The sequence below is a fragment of the Enterobacter sp. JJBC genome (assembly GCF_036936505.1).
GTDB classification, from domain to species: domain Bacteria; phylum Pseudomonadota; class Gammaproteobacteria; order Enterobacterales; family Enterobacteriaceae; genus Enterobacter; species Enterobacter hormaechei_C.
Window position 1 is genome coordinate 2533406 of record NZ_CP136935.1, and the last position, 22960, is coordinate 2556365.

Here is a 22960-nt window from a genome sequence, read left to right on the forward strand (position 1 = left end):
AAAAATTAAGTCAACTAAACCTATTCATGGTATTTCTAGATGTTAAGCTCACTAACAAAAGCTAAACTTATCTGTATACATTCCAGCATATTATGGAATTATTTCACCCTAAGCAAATCATCGAATCTGGTAGTATACCGAGGCGACAACATTTGACGTTTCATCTGCCACTGCTGCTGCATACCCTGCCCGGCAAAGAAGAGGGTTCCCTTTCCGTCTTTCGCGTTCAGGTGATCGAGCACTTCCATCAAACTTTCGCTACCAGCCCGCGGCGCGTTCTCATCAAAAAGGTTTAACTGCGCCACGCCCTGGCTGAAAAAGTCACCCAGCATAATGCCTGCTTTCTGGTACCGGTGACCATCCTTCCAGATTTTGTCCAGGCACTTTACCGCGGCGTTGATAATGTCGCGTGAGTCCTGAGTAGGGGTGAGAAGCTTCATTGACGCACTGTTGCCGTAATATGTCTCATTCAGGGCAAAGGGTGAAGTCTTCACGAACGTAGAGATAAAGCGGCAGTACTGATGTTCCCCCCGAAGTTTTTCAGCACCACGGGCGGCATAGCTACAGATAGCCTGGCGCATCTGTTCATACTCAGTAACGCGTTCGCCGAATGACCGACTACAGACGATTTCCTGCTTTGCCGGTGCAAACTCTTCAAGATCGAGACAAGGCTCGCCGCGCAGCTCCCGGACAGTCCGCTCGAGTACAACGTTAAAGTGCTTTCTGATTATCCACGTGCTCTGCTCCGAAAGGTCCAGCGCAGTTTTGATACCCATGGCGTTCAGCTTCTTACTAATACGCCTGCCGACGCCCCATACGTCCTCAATGGGTACCAGGGCAAGGAGTCGGCGCTGGCGATCGATATTTGACAGGTCCACTACACCGCCCGTCTGCCGCTGCCATTTCTTTGCGGCGTGGTTGGCGAGTTTAGCGAGAGTTTTTGTCTGAGCAATGCCAACGCCAACGGTGAGGTGAGTACGCTTCTGAACCGTAGCACGGATCTCTTTGCCGAACTCCGTCAGGTCCCGGCAGTTGCGAACACCAGTCAGGTCGCAAAAAGCTTCGTCGATGCTGTAAATTTCGACGCGAGGGCTCATTTCCTCCAGTGTTGTCATTACCCGGTTCGACATATCAGCATACAGCTCATAGTTGCTGCTGAAGCAAACAACGCCCGCGCGCCGGAAAAGCTCTTTTTGCTTGAAAAATGGCTCCCCCATGGTGATTCCTGCCGCTTTTGCTTCTGCGCTGCGTGCGATTACACAGCCATCGTTATTTGAGAGAACAACAACAGGCCGCCCTCTCAGGTCCGGCCTGAATACAGTCTCGCATGATGCGTAGAACGAATTCACATCACAGAGCGCAAACATATTCAGCTCGCAGATTTAACGATGAAAGTCACGACGCCGAAAACGTCCAGCGTATCTTCGCTACCGACGATGATCGGTGAGTATGCGCTGTTCATCGGATTGAGCTGAACAGTTGGACGCAGTTGAAGACGTTTAACAGTAAATTCCCCATCCACAGCCGCAATGACAATGTCTCCGTGTTCAGCAGTCCGTGAGCTATCAACCACCAGCAGATCACCGTCGCTGATCCCCGCTTCTATCATCGAATCCCCTGCGGCTTTAACGAAATACGTTGAGCTGGGATGGGAAACAAGCAACTCATTAAGATCAATACGCTGCTCTACATAATCAGCTGCGGGGCTGGGAAAACCACATTGCACCAAATCGCTGTATAGTGGGATTGCGATAATTTCTCGCAGTTCAGTAGGCCTGATAAACTCCATTACGCATACCTCAAATACTGTTTATATATACAGTAGTTTCGTTTCTGTCAGCGCGCAATACACCTTAGTCGTAGCGACTGTTTAAAGCTTCACCGCTTCGTTTCTAAGTTTCTATCAGGCTTCGAATTATTATTTTTGTAAATTTTCCGACTTGAATCCTAGATGCACAAATTTAAGCCGGTTTGGATGCAGGGAATTTTTTATACAGCGTGCACACCGCTACGTCGTAAATAATCGCCACCTGCTTTCTGTCCACGCCGTTTGAAATCAACCTGCCAGCCTGCGCCCATTGCTCTGGGGTTAACTTCGGACGCCTGCCACCTATGCGTCCCTTCTCCCGGGCTGCCGCCAATCCTGCCCGGGTGCGTTCCACGATTAACTCCCTCTCCATTTCGGCCAGGGCCGACATGATGTGGAATATGAAACGCCCCATTGGGCTGGAAGTGTCGATGCTGTCCGTAAGGCTTTTGAAGTGGATGCCGCGCTGCCGGAGTTCGTCGACCAGCAGTACCAGGTTCCGCATGCTTCGCCCGAGGCGATCCAGCTTCCACACTACCAGCGTATCGCCCTCGTTCAGCGTTCGCAGAAGCTTTTTAAGCGCTGGCCGGTTCGCTACCGCCCCGCTCATTTTTTCCTCAAAAACCTGTTCACATCCTGCTCGTTCGAGAGCTTGTCGCTGGAGATCTGTGTTTTGGTCATTTGTTGACACCCTAACGTAGCCAATATGCATATTTTTCACCCAATATTTTCTGCAAAAAAATCAGGTGAAGTTATCGGCATGGATGCCGCAGGGTAATCTATAAAACGTCGGTTTGGGAAATAGCGCTACAAGAGACGTTGATAATCAGTTTGCCCCGGTGTCGTCGTACATCAACGGAGCCGCTGTTATGGCCCAGGTTCATCGCGATTACAGGAACCTTGCCTCTTATGATGGTATTTCACAATATCCGCTCGGCATGTCTTTTGGCATACAGCTTGGAGGAAATGGATGGGGTGGAGGCAGCGGAGTTGATACTTACACGGGCATGTTAACACTCCGTGGCTGGCATGATTCGTCGGGTGGTGGCTATGTGTCGTGGCAGTTAGCGTCCACCTCTCAGGGCCTCAAATATCGTCAGGGTAATGGAACAATTCAGGGCAATGCTAACGTAGGGTTCTCCACGACGCACACCATTTATTCGACGCAGAACACCACGAAAGCCAGTGACGGAACGCTCAAGGCTGCATCCCCAGTAGTTAAGCTTTTTGCAGACGGTTCGTTTGAAACTAATGACGAATCAGAAGGCTGTTCTGTAACTCGTATGAAAGCCGGAGAGTATCTGATCGAGGGCTGCATGGGTATGAACTCTGATGCGGCGTGGGGTGGGATTGATGGCGGTTTTGATATTCCTAAAGATCGCAACGGGCAGGCCCTGATCTGGCTTGACTATGAGGTAAATGCCGACGGGTCAGTGCTCGTGAAAACATTCCACCGGGAATACTCGACGGCACCGATATTTGCGAGGAACTCCCGGGAAGGTCTCGCAGATGGCGAAGCGGCCGACATTCCGGCCGATCAGTTTGTCAGTGTCCGTGTAGAGATGCCGCAAAACAGTATCTGGAATCAACGTGCGGCTATGGCTCAAGTCCCTGACTCATCCGCTGATTAAAGGCAGAATCATCAGGCATATCCAGGCGAACATCGATCCAGCTGTTCGCTGGCACGTCCATCGGTTCCCCTTTCGTTTTGACGATCTCCCCGTCATCGCCTAGCAGGTATTTTCGCTTAAACAGGCGGATAGTCAGTCCTCCGTTTTCGGTTTGCTCTGCCTCAACTACACCCAGTTCCCCCATGCCGACAGGGTCCATTGGCGGCAGTAACTGCCATCCCTCTGACGCCAGGCCTGCCGAACCTGTCAGCACATAAACACCAACATCGACCCGGGAAATTTTGATTCCTTCAGCTTCGGTGTTCGCAGTACCGCAGCCGCACCAGATAAAATCATTTTCATCAATATCGGTGCGCTGATTCTCGTTCTGAGATTTCACGATTCTGGCCACCGGCGAAGCTGCTTTCAGCGTGCCATCGGAGGATTTAGTGGTATTTTCAGAAGTGTAAACAACTGAGCCTGGCTTCACAGACAGCATTGTTGAGAATGCATCGGTGCCATTATTTCTTCCTGCGATTTGGTAAGAGACGGCACCACCAATGCCTGCAACACCTGCCCTGAAGCGAGGAGTACCGTTAACCATCACCGTATGAGCCCATACACTACCCACCGTTGAAAGTCCTTCAACGGTAAAAGCGTAAGGGTTGCCAGCGATACCTGCGATATTCAGAGCATTCGTTAATGTACCTCCGCTCAAGCCCAGCGCGCCAAGGTTTGAGAGTGCAGAACTGGCAGTCTTTGCACCTGTTCCTCCCAGTTCTAATGGGATGACACCATTGCTGTCTACCAAACCGAGGTTTGTGCGTGCGTCAGCGGCATTCGTTGCCCCGGTCCCGCCGTCCGAAACTCCAACCGCCCCATTGCTCCCTTTCTGGACCAGTTTACCGATCGCCGGAATAGTTACACGAGCGCCGTTGATGGTCACGGTGATGCTCTGGTTTGCTGAGGTGGTGGCGAACGTCTCCCAGGCGCCGATATTTTCGTCATACTCGTTGATGAGCTGAGACATGCTCTGCGCCAGGCCGTCGACCGAGAGACTATCAGTAACAAGAATGCCGTACTTCTGGCCGCTGAGGGCCGGAGACGCGGCGGGTGTAATCGTCAGTGACGTCGCACTGTTGATGGCCGTGATCTGAAACATCTGTACCGGGTTAGAAAGAACAAACAACGTCTGGCCAATCCGAATCTGGCTGCCCAGTGCCGTCCAGTTCGTGCCGGTGCCGGTTGCGGTGTTTCTGTTAATGGCGATGGTGCCAGTGTTATAAAGCATATTTTCTCCAGGCAATAAAAAACCCCGCCGGAGCGGGGTTTGTTTTGAGACAGAATGAGTTATTGGCAGGTGGTGCTGGTGAATGTGTTGGCGCTCACCCAGGTCCAGTTAAAGGGATAACCGGCGCGGTACTGTGTCTGATTGTTTTGTTTACGGACTCCGTAGATCTGGACGCTGCTTTCCTGTCCGCCGACCAGGGCTGTTCCGGTGCATACGGGTTGCTGCTTCTCAATAACGCCAGCGCATCCGGAGAGCAATACCGCTACCGCCAGGCAAAGAATCATATTTTTCATAGTGGTTATATCCCAGGGCATTCATGAAGCTAGACAATAACAATATGAATCAATGGGATATAATTGATTTGGTAGATCAATTATTCGAAATTGATCGTTCAAAACGATCAATCATAGTTGGCGCAGTTGATGGCCATAATCACGTTCCTCAGATTCGAATACGTAACGTTCTGAAGGTTACCGCCGGGGGTTGTCTGCGGCCTGGCGAATATCCGCGTATTGCTTCCCTCAAGTTTTGCCATGCTCTTGTATATGGCCGAGTAGGGCTGCGGTTGACCGCCAGCCGATACAACCCCGGTAATTAGTCCCAGCATGGCAGGCATGCAGGCCCACTTTCCCGCCAGAGTTGTATTGATGTTGTATCCTGAGCTGGCATCCACCCCGGCGGTACCGAGGGTGACAACATCGCTCAGCGTGCGCGTTTCGTTTGTTAAAATCAGCGTCCCTGATGCATCCCACACAGCCAGCCCGTAGTCTGGCTTTGTCTGCGGGAAAATAGAGAAAAAATAAACGTACGCTGTGCCGGTTGCATTCGGTCTGAGAAAATCAATCGTGATGGTGTTCCCGCTTATCGTCTGAGTTATTTCGACCTCAACCGTGCAATGAACGAAGGCGACAACAGGCTGACCTGCGGGGAATGTGTGCGTCACTTTGGTATTGAACCCCGATGTTCCCTGAAGTGCCGCTGTCTTTCGCGCCTGTAGAGCGATTGGCGAGCTGTTCGCGGTCACCCATACTTCCCCGCCCGTTGTCGTCAGTAAAACGCCATACTCCGCCATTTATGCCCTCTCGATCTGGAAAATGAGATAAGCCGCTGCCGCAGGCTCAGTCCCTGCTGAGTAGTCGGTATCGCCTGCTGCTGACACTGTTGCGGTTCCCCCTGAAATGGTGATCTTCCTCCGACTCGTACCAAACTGATCACCGTTCATGCTCTGAAAATAGGTAAGCCTGCAACCCGGTGGAAGCGCTACGGAGTAAGAGCCTGTTTTCTGGTTCTGGGCCAGCTGAAGATAGCCACAAACGCTGACAGGCTTAACGCCATAGTTGTTTACCTTGCCTGAGGCGTCCCATGTCTGGACACCATATTCCGCCATCCAGTCCTCCTGAAAAAAGAGGCCCGTAAGAGGCCTCCCGTTACCATGTTCCCGTGATTCTCCCGATCTGCACCCTCAAAACATTCCTGGAGTCCCGCACGCTGATTGTCTGGTTTGTCTGTTTCATTGCCCCCTCACCAGCTGTCGAACCGTAGTTCTCAAACGTACCGCCCTTATCCAGCCTCCACCCGACTGAGCCAGCGACATAGTTATTGGACTGGATGTAGTTGCCGATCTTGGCGTTGCTGATGGTGCCATCACCTATCAGCGCGTCTCTGATGAACACCTGCCCATTCTGGATAACGAACGGAAGGGTCACCGTAGCTCCGGCCTGGTGCGTTACGGCGAAGCGGTCAGCCAGGAAGATAACCTGCGACTGCATACCAGAAGGCGTATTCTCAACGCCGATCCCCATCCCAGCCGCGTAGTACTGACCGTTGCTGGATAACCCGACCTTGATGCTGTACATCGCCTTCAGATCCCCGTTAACGTTCGCGATGGCCTGAGCGTTAGTGGTAATGGCTGAGGTATGTCCGTTGATGGTCGCCGTGATGCCGTTTATCTGCGTGGCCGTGGCCTGCTGGTAATCGGAGAAGGTCTGGTTCAGGCTGTTTATGGATGCCTTGTTGCCGTTCACGTCAGTCTGCAAACTCAGCAGCGAACGCGCCGTTGCCTCCTTCTCGTTGACGATCACCTCATCAATGCGGTCCAGCTGCGCGCTGTTACCGGCGACCGATGCAGACAGCGTTTTTCGCGCCGCCACCTGCGCCAGGTTACCCTGAATAATCGCGATGGCGGAGGTCTTCACTCCCCCCGCCATGCCGTCCACAGACACGCTGATGTTATCGATGCGCTGGCCCAGCGCGGTATCGGCCGTCGCCACTGTCTGCTCAAGCTCGCTCAGAGAAGAAGACACATTTCCGACCTTGCTCGACAGGTTTGTAACGCTGGTCTGAACCTTCCCGATATCCTGGGCATTTTGGGCAATTTTCTGCGCCTGTTGCTCCAGTTCGTCGTTGGCCTGTTTGATGTCGTTAGCCATGCCAGCAATTTTTTCATTGCTGTCTACCGCGTTCTCGATCAGGTCCTTGAATGTATCGGAGCCTTTCATGTCCTCCAGAATGGCATCGGTGATATCGGATACATCAATGCTGGCCTGTCCGCGCACAAAGTCAGTGTACCCTGATTCGTTTCCGCTGCGGTCAACCAGCTGCGCGCGGTACCAGAAAATTTGCCCTGCCTTAAGGCCCATCTGCTGATACTTGCGCTGCGGATAGGGTACGTCTGCCAGAAGCATCGCATCGTCTTCCGTCCCGGTCAGGCTGTACTGAATTTCCGTCTTCAGCGTGTCGTCGGTGTTCGCCGGGAATCCCCAGCTCAGCTCAATACCGAAAATCACATTATCAGAAGCGATGAAGCCGACCGGTTTCGGCGGATTGCCCACTTTACCCGTCAGCGTTTTCTCTTCTGAATAGCCCCACCCGGAAGAAATTTCTGCGGCATTGATGGCGCGCACCCGTACCAGATAACGCCCGGCATAAATTCTAGGAACGTCGAATGACGTGGTGGAACTGCGCGGCACGTTAACCCAGTTCCCGTCGTTGCGGCGCCATTGCGCTTCATAGGCGATAGCGTTCTGCGCCTGGTCCCAGCTCACGCGCATTGTTTCGACGCTGATATTCTGCTGCACTACTGAAAACGAACTGATTACGATGTTGTCTGGTGGTGACTGATTGCCAGGCGGGATCACGCTCACCGGCCGCTGGTCAATGATGGCTCCGGTATCGATTCGGGCATATTTATCCGGATCATGATTTGCACCGACGATTGTGAACGTGCCGTCATTATTATCAGTTACCGTAATAACGCGATACTGCTGTGCATAGAGTTCATCAGACTCTATGACCCACACGGCCTGAGTCACAGGTGTTTCGCTGTAAGCAGTCGTAACGGTTACTTTATTGCCCGTTATCGACTGGATGGTGCGTGACTGCGCAACCCCTGATGGCAGATTGATAATCATCCTGTCGCCCGAATATGCATCTGGCGCCCTGTCCAGCGTCAAAATACGACCATTCACCGCTGAAACACGGCCGCCCAGGTCGCGCCCGGAGAGATTTCGGTCCGCTACAGCGATTACATAGCCAGGCTGCGGAATGTTGCCATCTTCCCCTACATTGAAAGTAACAACGCGATCTTTGTTGTTGGTGAGGATCCCCCATCGCCCTTTCCGGTTCGCTTCTGACTGACGGGTACAACCGATCGCAGTTATCTCAAGTTGATTAAACCCATAACGCGCAACCAGCGCCTGCTCAAAAACAGGCTCCATCGCATCAGAAAAAGCGTTATCAGGATCAGACCAGGACACCAGCGCATTGGTGTAACGGTTCTTTGTGGTGCTGCTGGAATAGGTAAAGCGCCCATCAATAACGTTCGCATGCGTGTAAGTAAAATCGACATCTCTCGGCATGTCCGCCAGCGCCACAATCTGGTCGTCGCCCCAGTAGGTCATCCCACGGAAGATTGCAGCAAAATCACGCAGGACCGTATAAGCGTCGTTGCGTTCCTGAATGTAGACGTTGCAGGTATAACGTGGTTCGGTACCACTTCCGCCTTTGCCATCCGGTACCATTTGATCGCAATACTGCGCAACCTGGTAGAGCGTCCATTTATCTATGTTGGCCGTTGTAAGACGATCGCCCCGTTGGAAGAGGCATTAAAGATTGCCAGGTTATCCTGTCGGCGCTCAAGGAAAGCGGTCTGAGCCAAGTCGTCATAAATAATCAGGTCGGTATTAACAGTCGTCATTCGGGAAACGCCTTATTTCGGAAGTTTGAGGAAGGCCTGCTGGCCATGCTTGCGGATGTAGTCCGCTTTGTCGCTGGCGCTCATTTCGGAACGTTTCAGGCTGCCACCGCCGTTTGGTTTGTGTCCGCCCGCGCCGGTGCCTTCTGCGCGTGGGAACAGATGCGGAGCCGTCTCCTTAAGAGACTCCGCCCACTCAAGCGGGCTTAGTGGAGTTTTGCCGTCTTTACCGAACAGAACATCGCCATTTGCATCAACTGCTACGGCCTCGCCTTCGTCGTTGAGCTGGAATGTGCCTTTGGCACGTAGGATCAGATCGTCGGATGCTTCCGGCAGCGCGCCTGCTTTTGAAGCTGCTGCACGGATTGCATCGCCCAGAACCCGGTCCCGGAATTTGTTGGAGAACGCTTCGGCTTTGTCCGCGCGCTCGTTTGCGGCTTTGATTTGCTTATCGACGTCAGCACGCAGACGCTCGGTGCGCTTATCCAGCACCTCATCAATTTTCCCGGCGGCAATCAGCTTTGCCTCTTCGTCGTCGGAAAAACGCTGGAGGATCCCACGTACAGCATCAGGATCGATACCATCGAAGCGCGACAGGGTTTCTTTTTGCTGCTTGATGGTGCCCAGCAGCTCAGAGTTTTTCGATTTCAGGCCTGTAACTTCGCTGGTCACGCGCTCATCAATCAGCTTCTGGATTTCAGGAGTGATTTCGATACCACCGCCACCGCTGCCATCACCGCCGCTTTCAGGTGCGTAAAATTTCAGAAGCATGTTTCGAATTAACATAATTTCCCCTCGGGATTTTGCCGGGCCTCGCCCATAAAAAAGCCCCGGCGGATGCCAGGGCGTGGAGTAAGTTGTGATTGCTAGTTGTCTGTGCCTGAGAGCTGCTTCAGACGTTCCAGGCTGATCCATTCGCCTTTGTCAGTGAACATATCAGGCAGGTCGATTTCACCCGCGCGGAACAGACGGCCACGTTCGGCACCCAGAACCTGATCCTGGCGTTGTGCCGGCTGCCGCGCGAGCCATTCCAGATATGATGTTTTCCCCGGTACCTGTCCATCCATGCTGGCACGAGTCCCCATCCTGAACCTCATCAGAACAGTTATTGAGCTTACGGTTGAACGTGTGGTAAATGGTCCCGCTGTTGAGGTTGGTGAATTTGCCGCGCAGATAGGCCTGAATCAGTTCGTCAGGGTATGAGCTCAGAAGCGATGGAATGTAGTCAGGCGGCAGGTTCTTCGCGTTGTCGAACGTGCTGGCCTGTATCAGCCCGTACAGAGCAGAAAGCTCAGGCTTTTCACGCACCGCCTTCACAAACTGCTGGTAGACGAATTTGAAGCCCTCCGGCGTAGTCGTTACATCGATGCCGTTACGCAACCCGTCGATCTTGTAACGCATACGGGCGATGATTTTTCGCCAGGCCTGCTGCGCTTTAGCAGCCGCCATGACATCCAGCTCATCCACCATCGCGTTACCGATTTTGAAGCCGACTATCGAGCCGGGTTTTTCCATCGAACGGCAGATGGTTGTCCCGCGGTATCGTCTCCCCTCGTAGAAGTGAACCTCTTTGTTCCCCTCGTTGATTTTGACGTTCAAGCCCCAGTCAAAGGCCACCTCTTCAATCGTCGGGTAGAAGATGTCACGAATCTGCGGGTACGTCGGTGCGAAATAACCCTGGTTGATTTTTGGGTGCTCCCACATCCCCTTACAGATGCCGCCACAACCCACCCACGTCTTACCGGAACCGAACCCGGCAACATAGGCTTTGAATTTGTGCTGCATCGCGAGGAAGCGCGCCTGAGGAATGTTAAGTGTCGGGCTGATCCCCATCTTCCGCCCTCGCGTCCACTACATTGATATTGATCTGAACTTGGGTCGGTTCGTCATCATCACCATCACCGGCCAGCTCTTTGCGGAGTTTTTCCACCTCCAGCAGCCGGCGGTCGATTTCGATCTGCTGGAGACGCTGAGCGAACTCGCTATCCGCCAGGCCGAGCCGCTTCATTACCGCTTCAAACATTCGCTCACGGCTGATGGCTGTGATTTCGACACCATTCTTGCCAACCTTCACGCCTGAATAGGCAAGCCTGGAAACAGCCGGGAGCTTGCGAGTGTCTGGGAAATAAGGCTGGCCGATGCCGTCCCCATTACAGCGCGGGCATTCTGGGTTTGGTTCTCGGTTGTGGTCGTAGCCATAGCCGCCGGAATCTTCGGGTTCACGCCTGTCACGCTCAACAGCCTCGAGTCTTTTCTCTTCAAACTCAACTGCATCGCGCCATTGGTAGTGGTGACCGAAGCCCCAGCAGTAACGACACGCGCCGCGACGATACTGTGAGAGTTGGTTAGCATCGAAGGTGGCAAGTTGCCACATCTGCGCGAGGACTTCATCGGCACTGCCAAGCGTGCGCGCAATGGAGGCTTTTTGCTGCTGCGCAATGGCCAGAGCAACGTTAGGATTCGTTATGAGCTGGCGACCGTAATTTGGGTCACTATAACCAGCACGTGCAGCGGCAGCGGTGGCGTTGTTGTCCTTCAGGTACTCCGCGACAAATATGCGCTGCTGAGCGGTAAGTCCATCATCATCCACCAGCTCTCCTGCGCTTTGTTCTTTTTGCGCAGTACGCACTTTTTTCTGCGCAGATTTTTGCACAGATTGCGCAGAAGGTTTTTTGATATATCGACGTGCGGTAGCATAGTTCAGTCCCTGCGCTTCACACCATTCCTTTGGTGATACGCCGGTTGCGGCATGTTCGGACAGGAACCGTTGCTGAAGCTCGCCCCAGTCCGGTTTTGCCATATAAACTCCAATAAAAAACCGCCCTTAGGCGGTTAAATTTTGAGATTTAAAATTTTGGTGCTAAGCCATACTTAGGCGTCTTTATGTTAGCAGCCCAGACTTTGATATCGTTCTGAAGCAACAAAGTGAAATCTGACTTGAGGTGGTTAACCATCTCATTGACCTTGCTTGCATCATTCACTGCAAAGTGTTCAATCCTGTCTGCTCCGACTGATACACAAGTATAAGTTGCAGGCACATCCTTCCCGTTAGCATTAAGCCGCACCTTCTCATCTCCACAGCCACCATCGGACATATAGGATACGAGCATATTAGCTGACTCCCTCCCCGGTTGAGAGATGCTTATCATGACAGGCAATCCCTCTGAGGTCTGGGTAATGTCATAGAGTACAGCATCTTTTTGATACCAGGTATTGTATTCTCTTTCCTGAAACGCTGCGTAGGATGGCGAAGAAATCGTCGCCAGCAAGGCGATAGTAATAAAGTGAATTTTCATCGGTTGCTATTGTTTTGTTTAGGCAAAGTTATTATCCATATTGTGCCAACAGCAACAACGACGTAAGATTATTCCTACTATTTTTAGTGGTGCTAAATTCTCTTTTAGCAACCGTTAAGTATCCATATATCTCATATCAGTAAAGCATTATAAATCCCTGTAATTTGCATTAAGTAAAAGCTAACTCCATGGTAACGAAAAAAATTTGCAATCACCTCTCAATACATTATCAGCATTCTACAGCATCAACCTTATTTTTGGTGAGCTTTTTCGAATGGCGAACTGGCTGCTATGTTTCGTCCATGATGTCTAATAACAAAGAGTCACTTATTAAACAAATAAGCGAGTACGCCAGGCTTAACGAGCAGGAAGAAATCCAGTTGCGCAAGATAATCAGCTGATTGATTCATCCGCTTAATCTTATAACTATTATCAAACCCACCAGCAGGTGGGCGTTGTAATGGCTGCCACTACCCGGAGTGGCCACGCTCATGCCCTTGAGTTGCTGTCGCTTCATCGCCGCTTATAACCGGTGCGCGTCTGGCGTTCGCGCTGCTTTATCGGAGCATGCCCCCTTATTTACCCTCACAACGGTCTGCTATACCTGCTCGCCATTACGCGACTCGGGGCAGCATCATGGCTGCTGCATGGGCTTATGGCTGCGGTCAACCCGCTTACTGTTTCAAGGTCTTTAGCCCATCCATCAGCGAAAACAATCTGAGGAGTTTCTTAATATCCCACGCTTACGCTTGTTGTTATCTGCCTGGCTGCCAGGCTATACATGACTCTGATGCGGAGAATGCCAACTCCGGGGAACATCAATAAAAAGAGCAACGAAACTGAGACTCCTGTAGCCCTCGCTGAGAGGGCTTTTTTTTTCAAAAAAAAGCCAGCTCGGACAGAACTGGCTGGGTCTAGCAGTAAGTAGGTATTACTTCGCACTCATTTCGACGTGTACCCTATTCCTTTAGTCAAGCATTCAGACGCCGGGTGCCTCCCGGTGGACTTGCATCACTCCGCAAACCCGCAACACTACGTCCAGCAGTGACTGGTTGCCCCTCCGCTCAGGGGGATTCATCTGTATGGCAGAGATATCGAATCACTCGTGCCATTAAAATGTAGCTGACAGACAAAATAAAGTTGTGAGCATTGTTGAAATTCTTCGCTAATCACTCATCCCGTATACCCATCAGGCATTAGAAGAAAGCAGTTTTTTGTTCCTTTGCATTATTTATTTAATACACCTTTTTACTTTTGAGAAATGGATTACATTTACATTCTCCTTGTAATGATGACCCCTTTGGTCTCCCTTCCGAATTGCAGGATTTCATTTCGGAAGGGACTTTTTTCCTTTCCCGGCTTGCTAAATATTCATTATTTTCTAGACTCTTACATAGACTTTGCTATGTCAGGTGAAGTCGTCGTTTAGGACTACCCGTGTGCTCAAGGATGAGCCACCCTGATTTCTTCAAGCTTTTCCCTGCTAATTAATCATCTGCGCCCCAAGAATTGTCCATTTGTATAACAAAATTCTCAATATTTGCTACGGTTAAAGTCCAGAGGAGAGACTGTGTCCGAACCTCAGGGATGAGGCTCAATTTTTCCCGCAATTTGCTTTCCATGCTTTGTTATGCGCCAGGATGTCTTTCTTCGTCTGGCGGTCCAGAACGTCGATGTCTTGATCCGTCAGGAAGATTGGCTTCACCCAATCACAACCGGTATCAACCACCGCCGGGACGCTTCCATTCGTCACGCAGCTCGCGATCAACATCGTCGCCAGGCATATGATTAACAGTCTGCTGTACATTGCTGGCCTCTTTCGTTGTTTCTACCCTGCGTTCGGCTGCTGCGACCATTGCCGCTGCGTTATCTTCGGTTCGCTGCTGGTCGGCTTTGGCTTCTGCTTTGCTGGTGCCGCGAATATGGCCTAGGCCAAAAGCGCCGGCGATAGCGGAAATGACCAGTGCGGCCAGCCCGATTATTGTCTCGATACCCACACTCACCTCATACCAGAACTGATTTCGCCAGGTTAAACAGCTCGCGGCGCTTATCCAGCCCGTTGCGGCCGCCATTGATTAACAGTGTCACGCGCTCAACGTCGCCGGAATGAAGCAGGCAACCACGGGAGGCATAGAACCATGCGGCTGAGCGCGCGGCGTATTCATCCTGTTCAAGCAGCTCCGGGTGGGTAACAAGGTCCAGTTTCAACGCGTAGCCACAACTGCGATAGTTACTCAGGCCGGTAACCTGTTTCAACCCGCGACCACGATATTTCCAGCCATCACCGGCAACTTGATTGCCAAGGTGTTCTTTTCCCCACTCACCACCGTATACCAGATTGGCGATCGCTTTCTGGTTTGCCGGTTGCGTTGCCGTTCTGCCAAGTGCGGCGGCCTGCTGTTGTGTGATGCGGTGGCTACCAAACGTCGGTACCAGGTTTTCAACCGCGTAATTCAGGCTCTCCACCAGCCGGGTAAATCTGGTGCTTTCATGCCCCATCTGGCCAATAAACATCGCCTGATCAAGCGGTGTGGTTATGCCGTATTCCTTCATAGCGGCGTCGATATGCGGAAACCAGCGCGCAGCTAACCCGGCGCTGATGCCAGCCGCCTTCTGAAATTGTGTTTGGTTCATTAGTGCCTCAGATGATCAACCAGACGTGCAACGTTGCCTTTGACGGCCACCAGCACGGAAAGGAATATGATGTTTGCCGCAATGGTGGCCCATGATGAATGCGGGTAAATCCCACACAGGTACGCCAGCGGTACAGCGCTGTAGGTGACGGTAATCAGCCAGGCTAAACGCGAAATCCATGGCCGATGCCGCGAATCTCCACGGCGATAAAACATCAGAGTAATTACAACTCCGGCGCAGAGCAGCGCGTTGATAGTTGCTGTTGGATCATTTAGTACCACCTGAACCTCCCCGGCGCGTTATTAGCGCCACCAGCGAGCCGATGTCCTGCTTATTCAGGAACGTAAGGATTTGAACGGCTAACGCAGAAGCTATTACGGCACCGATAGCATCCAGAGGCTTCTCGGTGTACCCCGTCCAGGATGTGAGTTTTGAACCCAACAGCCCCGAACAAAGAATGCCGACGATATACGACACGAAGAAGTATGCCAGGCGACGTAACACACTCAGGTCAGCTGCTGTCGCTATGTAAAATACGGCGCCAGCAAATGCACCAAAAACAACACCGTAGTCAGTTCCGGTCAATAGACCGTAGACACTGGCTCCAGTCAAAGCTAAACCGGCCAGCCCCGTGCCGGAAAATGGATCGGACATCGGCCCCCCTCATATTGCTGTGAATCCTCTCAGTAAATTTGAGGGGAAATAAAAAAGGCCACCCTGAGGCAGCCTGTGTTCTTCGAATTATGTTCATAAAGGTGGGGATATTGGGCCTTCCAGAACGACCGCTTCACCGTTATGGCATAGATCGTAGCCACGAGTTAGATGCCAGACGCCTCTGATTATTTTTCCTGTAACCATATCTTCAGTTTTACCGTGCGAAAAGTAGGCGATCTGGACACAGTCATTGTGTCTAATCCAATAATATCCCTCTTTCATAATTCACCTCTTAAATTGTTTCATTTAGAAGTGTATATGACGATTCAGAACTTGGTGGTCGACAAAACGTTTTTTTGAGGATGTGGCGCCGGGTGCCTCCCGGTGACTTATCTCTGGTCGTCAAAGTCGCGCGCATACCTGCACATAGCAGTTAACCAGACGCCCCATCGCTTAGATGGGATTCACCACATGCATAACCTACTCAGGCTATATTCATGCGGTCAATAGTTTATCTGTGTGGGCAAAAAAAAAGCCTGCTCGGACAGCAGGCATAGTTGCTAAGTTGGCAATAGCTGAGAGAGTGGTGCCGGGTGCCTCCCGGTGAGAATTACTCCAGCAAACATTCTCGCGTCTGAGAGGTTTCCTTTTCTGGTAATTGCTGGAACGCCCCTCCGCATAGGGGGATTCACCACCAAAATGCTTTCAGAACCCATACATTCCGCAGGATGCTTAAAAAGCATATGTGCAGTACAAAGAATCTGCCAAGTAATCAGATCAATATATTCATTTCAATGGCGCAGACAGTGGGCCTTCAATCACTTCAGCCTCTCCGTTGTGGCAAATATCATCACCTCGCGTCAGATGCCAGACACCGTTTATTGTCTGGCCCGTTTCAAGATCCTCGGTGACGCCGTCGGTGTAGTAAGCTACCTGAACTACGCCGTTATGCTGTATCCAGTAGAAACCTTCTTTCATTGCCATCTCCTCAGTGTGAGGATTTGATTATATGGCGGCAGTGTGTGTGATGGTGTTAGAAATACTAAATTGTTAATTAAGTAATTCTCTGGTCCGCCATCGAGGATTCGAACCCCGAACCACAGAGGTAGAAGCTCCGGGCTCTTTCCAGTTGAGCTAATGGCGGAAAAAAGACCAGCAATGAGTTGCTGGTCATGGGTCATGCAGTTTTCTCTGCGATGTAGGTGTATCCCCACCCAGTGTTTTGAGTATCGAGAGCATTACCTAATGCCGTATTAACTATAGCATCGCGGGAAAAAATCACTTCGACAATCCTCAATCAATCGCCGCTGAGCTTCATCACAATGGGGATCGCTTTGCCGCGCCAGGGAAGTGTGCTGGTCTCACCGGGATGTCGTCACATACTCAAAGCGATTTCCATTGTCTAGAAACTAAAAAGCCAGCGGCAGGCTTGCAATGTGAGGCTAAGGCAATGGCGGCTCGAAGTCCGTGAATACCATGGCTAGGCTTGGCCTGCCGAACTGATTACTAATCAGTGTTCAGCCACTTAAGAAGCGTCTGCTTGTTATTTGAACCAAAGGTAAAGGCGCGGTGGCTTTAAGGTGTTTTTTACCTTAAAATTCAACGGCATTTAAAAATGGAATGAAAATGAAATGATCAAGGTACTTTTAGCGACAGCCGTCCTTTTCTCATCATCTTATTGCTTAGCTTCCGCGGAAGAAGGAAAGTATCGCCAGGGAGACTGCATTATGGGAAACGATGCGCGATATAGTTGGAATGGTCAGATCGCAGCGGTTGAAGCATATTCAGAAATTTCTGGCTTCTTTGGGCCAAAATACATTCTTAATTTTCCGGAATATAAATCCAGCGCTGTGGTATTCGATAAGAACATCGAAGATCATACAATCAAAATTGGCGATAATTTCTGCCGGGATATTTAAAGCAAAAACCCGCTCATCGGCGGGTTAATGTAATGCTGGCACAATATCAGATTTACATGAAATATATGTGTTTCAATCCAGTTTTGCAAGACTTCTATCTAAATTTGTCGCCTTTTGTTGTGAACGTGATCGCGTTACCTGCAATAAAGCTCCGCTGTCCAAGCGCAGAAAAATGCGGCGCATCTCAACCCAGCGGTCTGTAAAGGTCTCTGACCAGTTCTTTGCGGTCACGCCCACCAGCTCCGCCAGTTTCTGGTATTCGTGCGTCTCCCGCCCTGCCAGTTCAGCCTTCACATCCTGTGCCGCCAGCCAGATAAGTTTCTTCAGGCGCTCCATCGTTTTGCCCGCCACCTTCTTCGTTCCTATCTGTTCCAGGAACTCTGCCCACGCCCATTGGTTGATCGCTACCTGATACTCGAAACGGGTATTCTCACTGTAGTTCCATAGCAGCCATGCTTTCTGATGGTCTTCCAGCGACAGCACAGCGCGGCGCCACGATGCAGTCACGAACTCCACCGGGCCCACCAGCGCGATGGATGAGCCCTTGGCGCGCGACTGGCTGCCGCTCATCGCCGGGCCGTCCGGATTAACTTTACGGCCGGTGACCGGGTCCGCGATTTTCTTCCGGCCCCGGCTGCGCGCCGTCGCGGTGAATTGCGCGTTTTCGACGAAAGCTACCAGCTGCCCTTTCGTCGCCCCGCTCAGATCTGCGGTCGCCACAATGAGCTGCTGACGTACGTATTCCAGTTGCTGACTGTTCATTCGGCTTCCTTATGTGGCTGATTGGTTTTGGTCTGGCTTTGCTTTGCTACTGGCGGCAGGCTGGCGCGCTTAATGCTCTCTGCCTGGTATCGGGTTATCTCGTCTCTGGTCACGGCGCGCACTCCCCAATAATGATCTGCCCCTTCTCTCCCCATAGCTTTGTCACCCGACCATCCCAGACGCGGCTGTCGTCGTCGAAAATGGCATCAAGTAGCGCCTTTTCCAGGTTGTCTTTATCCGGTTTCTGTTGATGAGCCTGGCCGTTCAGTTGCGCGCGCTTCTTCTGGCTCCAGCTTTTTGGCATGGGAATGATGAAGGTGATGTGATATCCAGATCCTGGCAGGCAGATGCCCAGCAGCCTGACATGTTCTTTGTATGCCCAGTACGCTGCTGTTGCTGGCCGTTTATGCCATAGGTCGCGCTGAGTCATTCGGGGTTTGCCAATCGGCGTAATTTCGTAAATTTTCATGCGGGCACCACCAGCGCGCGGCGGGCAACTTCAATCACTGTCAGAACAATCGCGCGGTCCATAAGCTGCCGACGCTCCTCTCTGTTCAGCTTATTCCCGTTATCAATGCTGTCATGACAGCAAACGCAGAGCGCAGCCGTCGCACAGTCATCGGTTTTTAATCCCATGCCTTTCCCTTCGTTCCGGTGTGCCACCTGCGTCCCCCATGCTCCACAAAGAACACAAAGCTCGATCTGCCCGACGGCGGCGAGCCATTTTTTGCTGCGATAAATAGCCACGCTCACCCCCATATCCGGTTTTGCCACCGGCGATTTATACGCGGTGGTTTCTTGCCTTCAGGCAGCCGGGCGCTGACGGTCCAGGTGAGATAATCTGAGTTCAGGTTGCGCTCTACCTTCACGCCGCGGCGCTGGTATTCCGCCATGAGTTCTTCGGCCTGCTGGGTTGTGCAATCGGTATGATGGAACCAGGTATGCTTCATCCCCATCACCCCGCGAAGCTCATGAGTTGAGCAGCGGCGTTCTCCGCCTCGCCTTGGTCCCTGAACGATTTTGCCAATATCCAACGCCAGAGGACATCAAGCGCGGCCTTGTACAGCTGCTGGAACTCAATTTCGTCCATGTTGGCGAATGAAATACTGCGTGGGTGCTTCTGAAGTGTGCCATCCGGAAGTTTGATAGCGTCGTAATGCCCGGCCTGAATAGTCACCCAGGCGCGGTATGCATCGAAGGATTTACAGAGGCTGATCCCGTTTGTTACGCGGCGGCTCGCAACCTGCTCAAGATAGTGCTCAGCGGCATCGAGCAGTGCGGCTTCGTTTCCGCCATAGGAAGCCAGGAATTTAGCGTAGCCGGTAACCACCTTGCGCTCGTTGGAGGAGATTGCGCCGCCGGTAGGCTCCCAGTATTCGAAGCCCAGATTCAGCAGAGCGAAGAAGCGGCGATGAAATGCAGGATTGCGTACCTGTTTGAAATCGGCCACCAGCACGGCGCCGAGCTTGATTTTTGATTGCAGCAAATCGCTGGTCTCCGGCGTAGCCGGGATCAGGATTCCTGAGTGGTGTTTTATAAGTTGTAATTCTAGCGCCATGGTTCTCTCCGTGGCGCATCAGGTATAGGGTGTTCAGGCCTATGAAAGAATAATATCAGACGGTGGTGTAACTCGGAACCCCAGCCGTTTTGCAAATTGCATAAACCCGTTAAGAGTGAATATCTCTTCCTCGTCGAGTAACGGTCGTAATGAAACTATTCCATTTACTCGATAAACCAGATATCTCCCTTCCGCCGGGAAGCTATAGATAACTGCTTTATCGGCCCTTCTGACCACGTCGTACCATTGATCATCTGCTTTAAAGGCTTCTGCACTACACACTATTTCCCCCAGAGCGACGTATTGACGCAATAAACAGTAATCGGGAACAGCCAGGGGAACGCAAACAGCGATACTCTTAGAAACTGCTCCAGTGAAATTCACGCGATTAATAAAACCTCTCGTCCGCGCTTTCCCAGTTCTCCTGCACGTTATGTTCGACCTCTTTCTTGTCGCCACCGAAAACAGCCAACCCATCATTGCCGGCACGCTTAATCGTAAGCTGGTAATCATCGAACTGCTTACTGAGTCTTTCGAGCAGTTTTGACTCAAGTGCAGGTATAGCCCTATCAGGAATTTTCTTCATGCGATCAATGGATAACTCGATTTTCATTTTTCCCTCCGCAACGAAAAACTGTATGCATATACAGTACACTTATAAACGTATCTCACGGATTTTGCAACGATTAATGAGTGTTAGCACGACGGAGCGCTTGCAGACTTGTAGATATCTGCTTTATGGACGATATGGGAGGAATCTCGGATTTGGTGGTCAAAAATCAATAGTTATGTTGAACAGCTTTAAGTGGAGTTTTGTGCAGTTTTGCTACAAGGTTTTGGTTTTGAGGTGAAATTAATAAAATGAAAATTCGGAAAGGCTATTATGGAGCTTGCTATTATTGAGAAAAAATAAGTCAGCAAGCTCTAAAACGACATGAAGCATTACCAAAGCGTAATGTAATCCAACCGGTTATCGAAATTCACTAAGATGCAGGCACTCTATCATCCTGACGGAAAGCCTCGATCCCGACTTTCTGACCATAAGAAAGTTCAAGTGTATTGCCATCAGGATCAGCGAAGAAGACATAATAACCTACCGGTTCGCCTGCCTGAGCCGGTTCTTTTCGCAAGATGCCTTCCATTCTAGCCATCGCTACCTTATTGTCGATTTCTTCAATGCTTGAACAAGCTAATCCCAAGTGACCAAAATTTCCTAAAGGGGTGTCAGTCACAGCATCAACCTGGACAAGGACAAGCGCAAAAGGGCGAATTCGGTCACTTAACCACGCGACTTTACGTGCCTCCGGAAGATCAGGCTCTCGACTATGTACGACTTCCATACCAGCATAACGGCTGTAGAAATCAATACTTTTTTCCAAATCTCTAACAACAAACGCAACGTGCGTAAAACCGACATCAATCTCTTTCATTAGGCTAATCCTTTAACTATATCGAGAATCGCCATCTTAAAAGCTCAAGCTAACTTGAGGTCAAGTGCCTTTCAATCAATGCTTTTGCTGGATTTCTTGCACGTATCGTTCAATGTCGTTGAGGGTTGCAGCCTATGCTAACTAGCTCCAGCAAAATGAAGATAAGGCCCGCTACGCAAAGAAGAAGAGATAAAGTTAAAGCCACAATGAAAACCATTGGAACCTCCATGTGATAATTTTTACTACCGCAATCTTAGAATCAATTTTTACTTTGTCACGTGTGCATACCAAGCAAATTTACGTTGCAGAATCGTGAATTTCTCGCAGGATTAAACCACGTTAATTTAATGGTTTTTTGTGAAGCATTGTACTCTTCATGCACAATTTTAACTTTACCGTACTCGTTTTTGTAAATTTTTCAGTTAAATAGCCCTAACTGACCTTTCGTATGCTACTTTAGAAGAAAATCCTTTAAAGTGTGCAACTATGCTTACTACTCTCATCTACCGAAGCCACCTGCGAGCTGATACACCAATTCAATCCATTATTGACATGGTCAGTGAAGCAAATTCCCGAAATGAATGTGCGGGGGTAACTGGTGTTTTACTTTTCAATGGGATTCATTTCTTACAGCTTCTGGAAGGTGATGAAGCAGCTGTAATGCAAATCTATGAAAAGATTTGCCTAGATACACTTCACTTTAACATTGTAGAACTCTTATCCGATTATGCCCCCTATCGACGATTTGGCCGCTCAGGCATGGAATTAATTGATATAAGACTATTCAGTAAAGAAGAGTGTCTGGACAGGGTTCTTCAACGTGGAACAACCCAACATAAAATGCTTTACAACGACAGAGCCTTAAGGTTTTTCCGCACATTTATAGATTCTGCTGAGACAGACAGCTATTATGAACTTCCTGATAGATACAGTTGGTTTTTTTCATCCGATCAAATAAATGTATCATCGGTTGATCCCGATATTATCGAAGACATGCATGCAGTTATAGACCCTCTGGCTGCCCAGATTCATTCTTTTGTCTTGAATGCTAAATCAGATAATGACGTTATAAAAGCCAATAATTTACTTTTTGATTTGGAATCGAAGAAAGATTTGTTAAAAATTGCAGGGGGTTTCATTACCTCTTCACAACGAGTATCAATAACACTCCTGCCTTTAACCTTACTGAGGGTGCCGAATGCGATTGAGATTTTGCTCGATTACATCAGAGAAAGTAACTTACACCCAGAACAAGTTTTAGTTGAGTTTTCTGAGAGCGAAATAATCCCTGAAATTGATGAGTTCGCGCATTCCGTGCAGATTCTCAAAAGCTGCGGTTTAAGTGTTGCTATTAATGACTTTGGTGTGGGAAATGCAGGTTTATTGTTTCTTTCGAAATTTCAGCCTGAGAAGCTCAAAATACACCCTCAACTAATCCATAATATACATAAGGACGGCTCTAAGCAGGCGATACTACAAAGTTTAATACGTTGCGGCGAACTTTTAGAGATAAGGATTTGTGCAACAGGTGTCGAACAACCAGAAGAATGGATGTGGCTAGAATCCGCTGGTATATTTTGCTTCCAGGGCAATCTTTTTTCAAAATATGATAAAAATGGATATTTGAAGATCTTCTGGCCAGAATCTAATGAATTCATAGAATGTTAAAAAAAACTTGTAGACTTATTACTTTTTCATAGGCTTAACGCAGTCATAATCGATGGGTGTCAAGCTGGAAGCGGATAAACTAATATATAGTGAAAAGTCAGCGGGCCTGGCGGGTGCAAAGCAATGCTTCAGTACTCAG

27 protein-coding genes, 1 tRNA gene and 3 pseudogenes are annotated in these 22960 nt (G+C 50.2%); 3 read left to right on the top strand and 28 right to left on the bottom strand.

Annotation, left to right across the window (positions count from 1 at the left end; all coding sequences use genetic code 11):
- Positions 1–98: 98 nt before the first annotated feature.
- The 3 genes from RY075_RS12245 to RY075_RS12255 all read right to left on the bottom strand — a co-directional run bounded on the left by RY075_RS12245 (position 99) and on the right by RY075_RS12255 (position 2519).
- Positions 99–1367, bottom strand: a complete 1269-nt coding sequence (locus RY075_RS12245) for a Y-family DNA polymerase (protein WP_032628257.1) — start codon at positions 1365–1367, stop codon at positions 99–101.
- Positions 1368–1369: 2 nt separating this feature from the next.
- A complete protein-coding gene (locus tag RY075_RS12250) occupies positions 1370–1789 on the bottom strand; it encodes a translesion error-prone DNA polymerase V autoproteolytic subunit (protein WP_023324708.1) in 420 nt (139 codons plus the stop codon).
- A gap of 172 nt (positions 1790–1961) precedes the next feature.
- Positions 1962–2519 (bottom strand): recombinase family protein, encoded by a 558-nt coding sequence (locus RY075_RS12255; protein WP_032628390.1) that lies wholly within the window; start codon positions 2517–2519, stop codon positions 1962–1964.
- A 157-nt stretch (positions 2520–2676) separates the two neighbouring features.
- Here RY075_RS12255 and RY075_RS12260 point away from each other — a divergent pair, with 157 nt between their 5' ends.
- Positions 2677–3438, top strand: coding sequence for a hypothetical protein (locus RY075_RS12260; RefSeq protein WP_234047567.1), 762 nt, complete (start codon positions 2677–2679; stop codon positions 3436–3438).
- Here RY075_RS12260 and RY075_RS12265 read toward each other — a convergent pair.
- The 17 genes and pseudogenes from RY075_RS12265 to RY075_RS12345 all read right to left on the bottom strand — a co-directional run bounded on the left by RY075_RS12265 (position 3404) and on the right by RY075_RS12345 (position 16628).
- Positions 3404–4708 carry a phage tail protein gene (locus tag RY075_RS12265; protein WP_338627751.1) on the bottom strand — a complete coding sequence of 435 codons (1305 nt, stop codon included), beginning with the start codon at positions 4706–4708 and terminating at the stop codon, positions 3404–3406. The genes RY075_RS12260 and RY075_RS12265 overlap by 35 nt on opposite strands.
- A gap of 59 nt (positions 4709–4767) precedes the next feature.
- Positions 4768–5001 carry a hypothetical protein gene (locus RY075_RS12270; protein ID WP_017694300.1) on the bottom strand — a complete coding sequence of 78 codons (234 nt, stop codon included), beginning with the start codon at positions 4999–5001 and terminating at the stop codon, positions 4768–4770.
- A 107-nt stretch (positions 5002–5108) separates the two neighbouring features.
- Positions 5109–5780: a hypothetical protein gene (locus RY075_RS12275; protein ID WP_045629663.1), complete on the bottom strand. Its 672-nt coding sequence runs from the start codon at positions 5778–5780 to the stop codon at positions 5109–5111.
- Positions 5781–6095 (bottom strand): hypothetical protein, encoded by a 315-nt coding sequence (locus RY075_RS12280; RefSeq protein WP_022651263.1) that lies wholly within the window; start codon positions 6093–6095, stop codon positions 5781–5783.
- A 40-nt stretch (positions 6096–6135) separates the two neighbouring features.
- Positions 6136–8790, bottom strand: a pseudogene (locus RY075_RS12285) (DUF1983 domain-containing protein); the annotation flags it as partial.
- A pseudogene (locus tag RY075_RS12290) lies at positions 8784–8903 on the bottom strand (major capsid protein); the annotation flags it as partial. The pseudogenes RY075_RS12290 and RY075_RS12285, both read right to left, overlap by 7 nt.
- 12 nt (positions 8904–8915) lie before the next feature.
- Complete coding sequence (locus tag RY075_RS12295; protein WP_338627752.1) at positions 8916–9686, bottom strand: hypothetical protein; 771 nt, start codon at positions 9684–9686, stop codon at positions 8916–8918.
- Between the two features lie 291 nt (positions 9687–9977).
- Positions 9978–10733 (bottom strand): annotated as a pseudogene (locus tag RY075_RS12300) (terminase family protein); the annotation flags it as partial.
- Positions 10711–11700, bottom strand: coding sequence for a terminase small subunit (locus RY075_RS12305; RefSeq protein WP_338627753.1), 990 nt, complete (start codon positions 11698–11700; stop codon positions 10711–10713). The pseudogene RY075_RS12300 and the gene RY075_RS12305, both read right to left, overlap by 23 nt.
- A 46-nt stretch (positions 11701–11746) precedes the next feature.
- A complete protein-coding gene (locus RY075_RS12310; RefSeq protein ID WP_057059589.1) occupies positions 11747–12196 on the bottom strand; it encodes a hypothetical protein in 450 nt (149 codons plus the stop codon).
- Between the two features lie 1721 nt (positions 12197–13917).
- The gene (locus RY075_RS12315; RefSeq protein ID WP_032645710.1) at positions 13918–14193 is read right to left on the bottom strand and encodes a hypothetical protein; all 276 of its coding nucleotides are present in this window, start codon (positions 14191–14193) and stop codon (positions 13918–13920) included.
- Between the two features lie 7 nt (positions 14194–14200).
- Positions 14201–14830, bottom strand: a complete 630-nt coding sequence (locus RY075_RS12320) for a glycoside hydrolase family 19 protein (RefSeq protein ID WP_183274393.1) — start codon at positions 14828–14830, stop codon at positions 14201–14203.
- Positions 14830–15111, bottom strand: coding sequence for a phage holin family protein (locus RY075_RS12325; protein WP_022651286.1), 282 nt, complete (start codon positions 15109–15111; stop codon positions 14830–14832). Before RY075_RS12325 ends, RY075_RS12320 begins: the two co-directional genes overlap by 1 nt.
- Entirely contained in the window at positions 15098–15484 is a 387-nt protein-coding gene (locus tag RY075_RS12330) for a phage holin family protein (RefSeq protein ID WP_015570936.1), read from the bottom strand. Before RY075_RS12330 ends, RY075_RS12325 begins: the two co-directional genes overlap by 14 nt.
- Positions 15485–15577: 93 nt before the next feature.
- Positions 15578–15766, bottom strand: coding sequence for a hypothetical protein (locus RY075_RS12335; protein WP_022651287.1), 189 nt, complete (start codon positions 15764–15766; stop codon positions 15578–15580).
- Positions 15767–16270: 504 nt separating this feature from the next.
- Complete coding sequence (locus tag RY075_RS12340; RefSeq protein ID WP_251993744.1) at positions 16271–16462, bottom strand: hypothetical protein; 192 nt, start codon at positions 16460–16462, stop codon at positions 16271–16273.
- An 89-nt stretch (positions 16463–16551) separates the two neighbouring features.
- Positions 16552–16628 (bottom strand) — tRNA-Arg (locus RY075_RS12345).
- Between the two features lie 487 nt (positions 16629–17115).
- Between RY075_RS12345 and RY075_RS12350 the strand changes: the two genes are divergently transcribed.
- Positions 17116–17403: a hypothetical protein gene (locus RY075_RS12350; RefSeq protein WP_180253006.1), complete on the top strand. Its 288-nt coding sequence runs from the start codon at positions 17116–17118 to the stop codon at positions 17401–17403.
- Between the two features lie 72 nt (positions 17404–17475).
- Here the strand turns inward: RY075_RS12350 and RY075_RS12355 are convergent, their stop codons facing one another.
- From RY075_RS12355 to RY075_RS12390, 8 genes are all read right to left on the bottom strand, one after another.
- Positions 17476–18165: a bacteriophage antitermination protein Q gene (locus tag RY075_RS12355; protein WP_252062567.1), complete on the bottom strand. Its 690-nt coding sequence runs from the start codon at positions 18163–18165 to the stop codon at positions 17476–17478.
- Positions 18162–18278, bottom strand: a complete 117-nt coding sequence (locus RY075_RS12360) for a hypothetical protein (RefSeq protein WP_260176172.1) — start codon at positions 18276–18278, stop codon at positions 18162–18164. Before RY075_RS12360 ends, RY075_RS12355 begins: the two co-directional genes overlap by 4 nt.
- Positions 18275–18634, bottom strand: coding sequence for a RusA family crossover junction endodeoxyribonuclease (locus RY075_RS12365; RefSeq protein ID WP_338627754.1), 360 nt, complete (start codon positions 18632–18634; stop codon positions 18275–18277). Before RY075_RS12365 ends, RY075_RS12360 begins: the two co-directional genes overlap by 4 nt.
- On the bottom strand, positions 18631–18924 hold the full coding sequence (locus tag RY075_RS12370) for a DUF1364 domain-containing protein (RefSeq protein WP_252062630.1): 294 nt from the start codon (positions 18922–18924) through the stop codon (positions 18631–18633). Before RY075_RS12370 ends, RY075_RS12365 begins: the two co-directional genes overlap by 4 nt.
- A complete protein-coding gene (locus tag RY075_RS12375; RefSeq protein ID WP_063159016.1) occupies positions 18915–19121 on the bottom strand; it encodes a hypothetical protein in 207 nt (68 codons plus the stop codon). The genes RY075_RS12370 and RY075_RS12375 overlap by 10 nt, the downstream gene beginning before the upstream one ends.
- On the bottom strand, positions 19121–19723 hold the full coding sequence (locus RY075_RS12380; RefSeq protein ID WP_063159015.1) for a DUF1367 family protein: 603 nt from the start codon (positions 19721–19723) through the stop codon (positions 19121–19123). Before RY075_RS12380 ends, RY075_RS12375 begins: the two co-directional genes overlap by 1 nt.
- 388 nt (positions 19724–20111) lie before the next feature.
- Positions 20112–20336: a DinI-like family protein gene (locus tag RY075_RS12385; protein WP_058691815.1), complete on the bottom strand. Its 225-nt coding sequence runs from the start codon at positions 20334–20336 to the stop codon at positions 20112–20114.
- Positions 20337–20706: 370 nt separating this feature from the next.
- Positions 20707–21153, bottom strand: a complete 447-nt coding sequence (locus RY075_RS12390) for a VOC family protein (protein WP_338627755.1) — start codon at positions 21151–21153, stop codon at positions 20707–20709.
- A gap of 486 nt (positions 21154–21639) precedes the next feature.
- Between RY075_RS12390 and RY075_RS12395 the strand changes: the two genes are divergently transcribed.
- Positions 21640–22821, top strand: coding sequence for a diguanylate phosphodiesterase (locus RY075_RS12395; protein ID WP_063159013.1), 1182 nt, complete (start codon positions 21640–21642; stop codon positions 22819–22821).
- Positions 22822–22960: the final 139 nt, after the last annotated feature.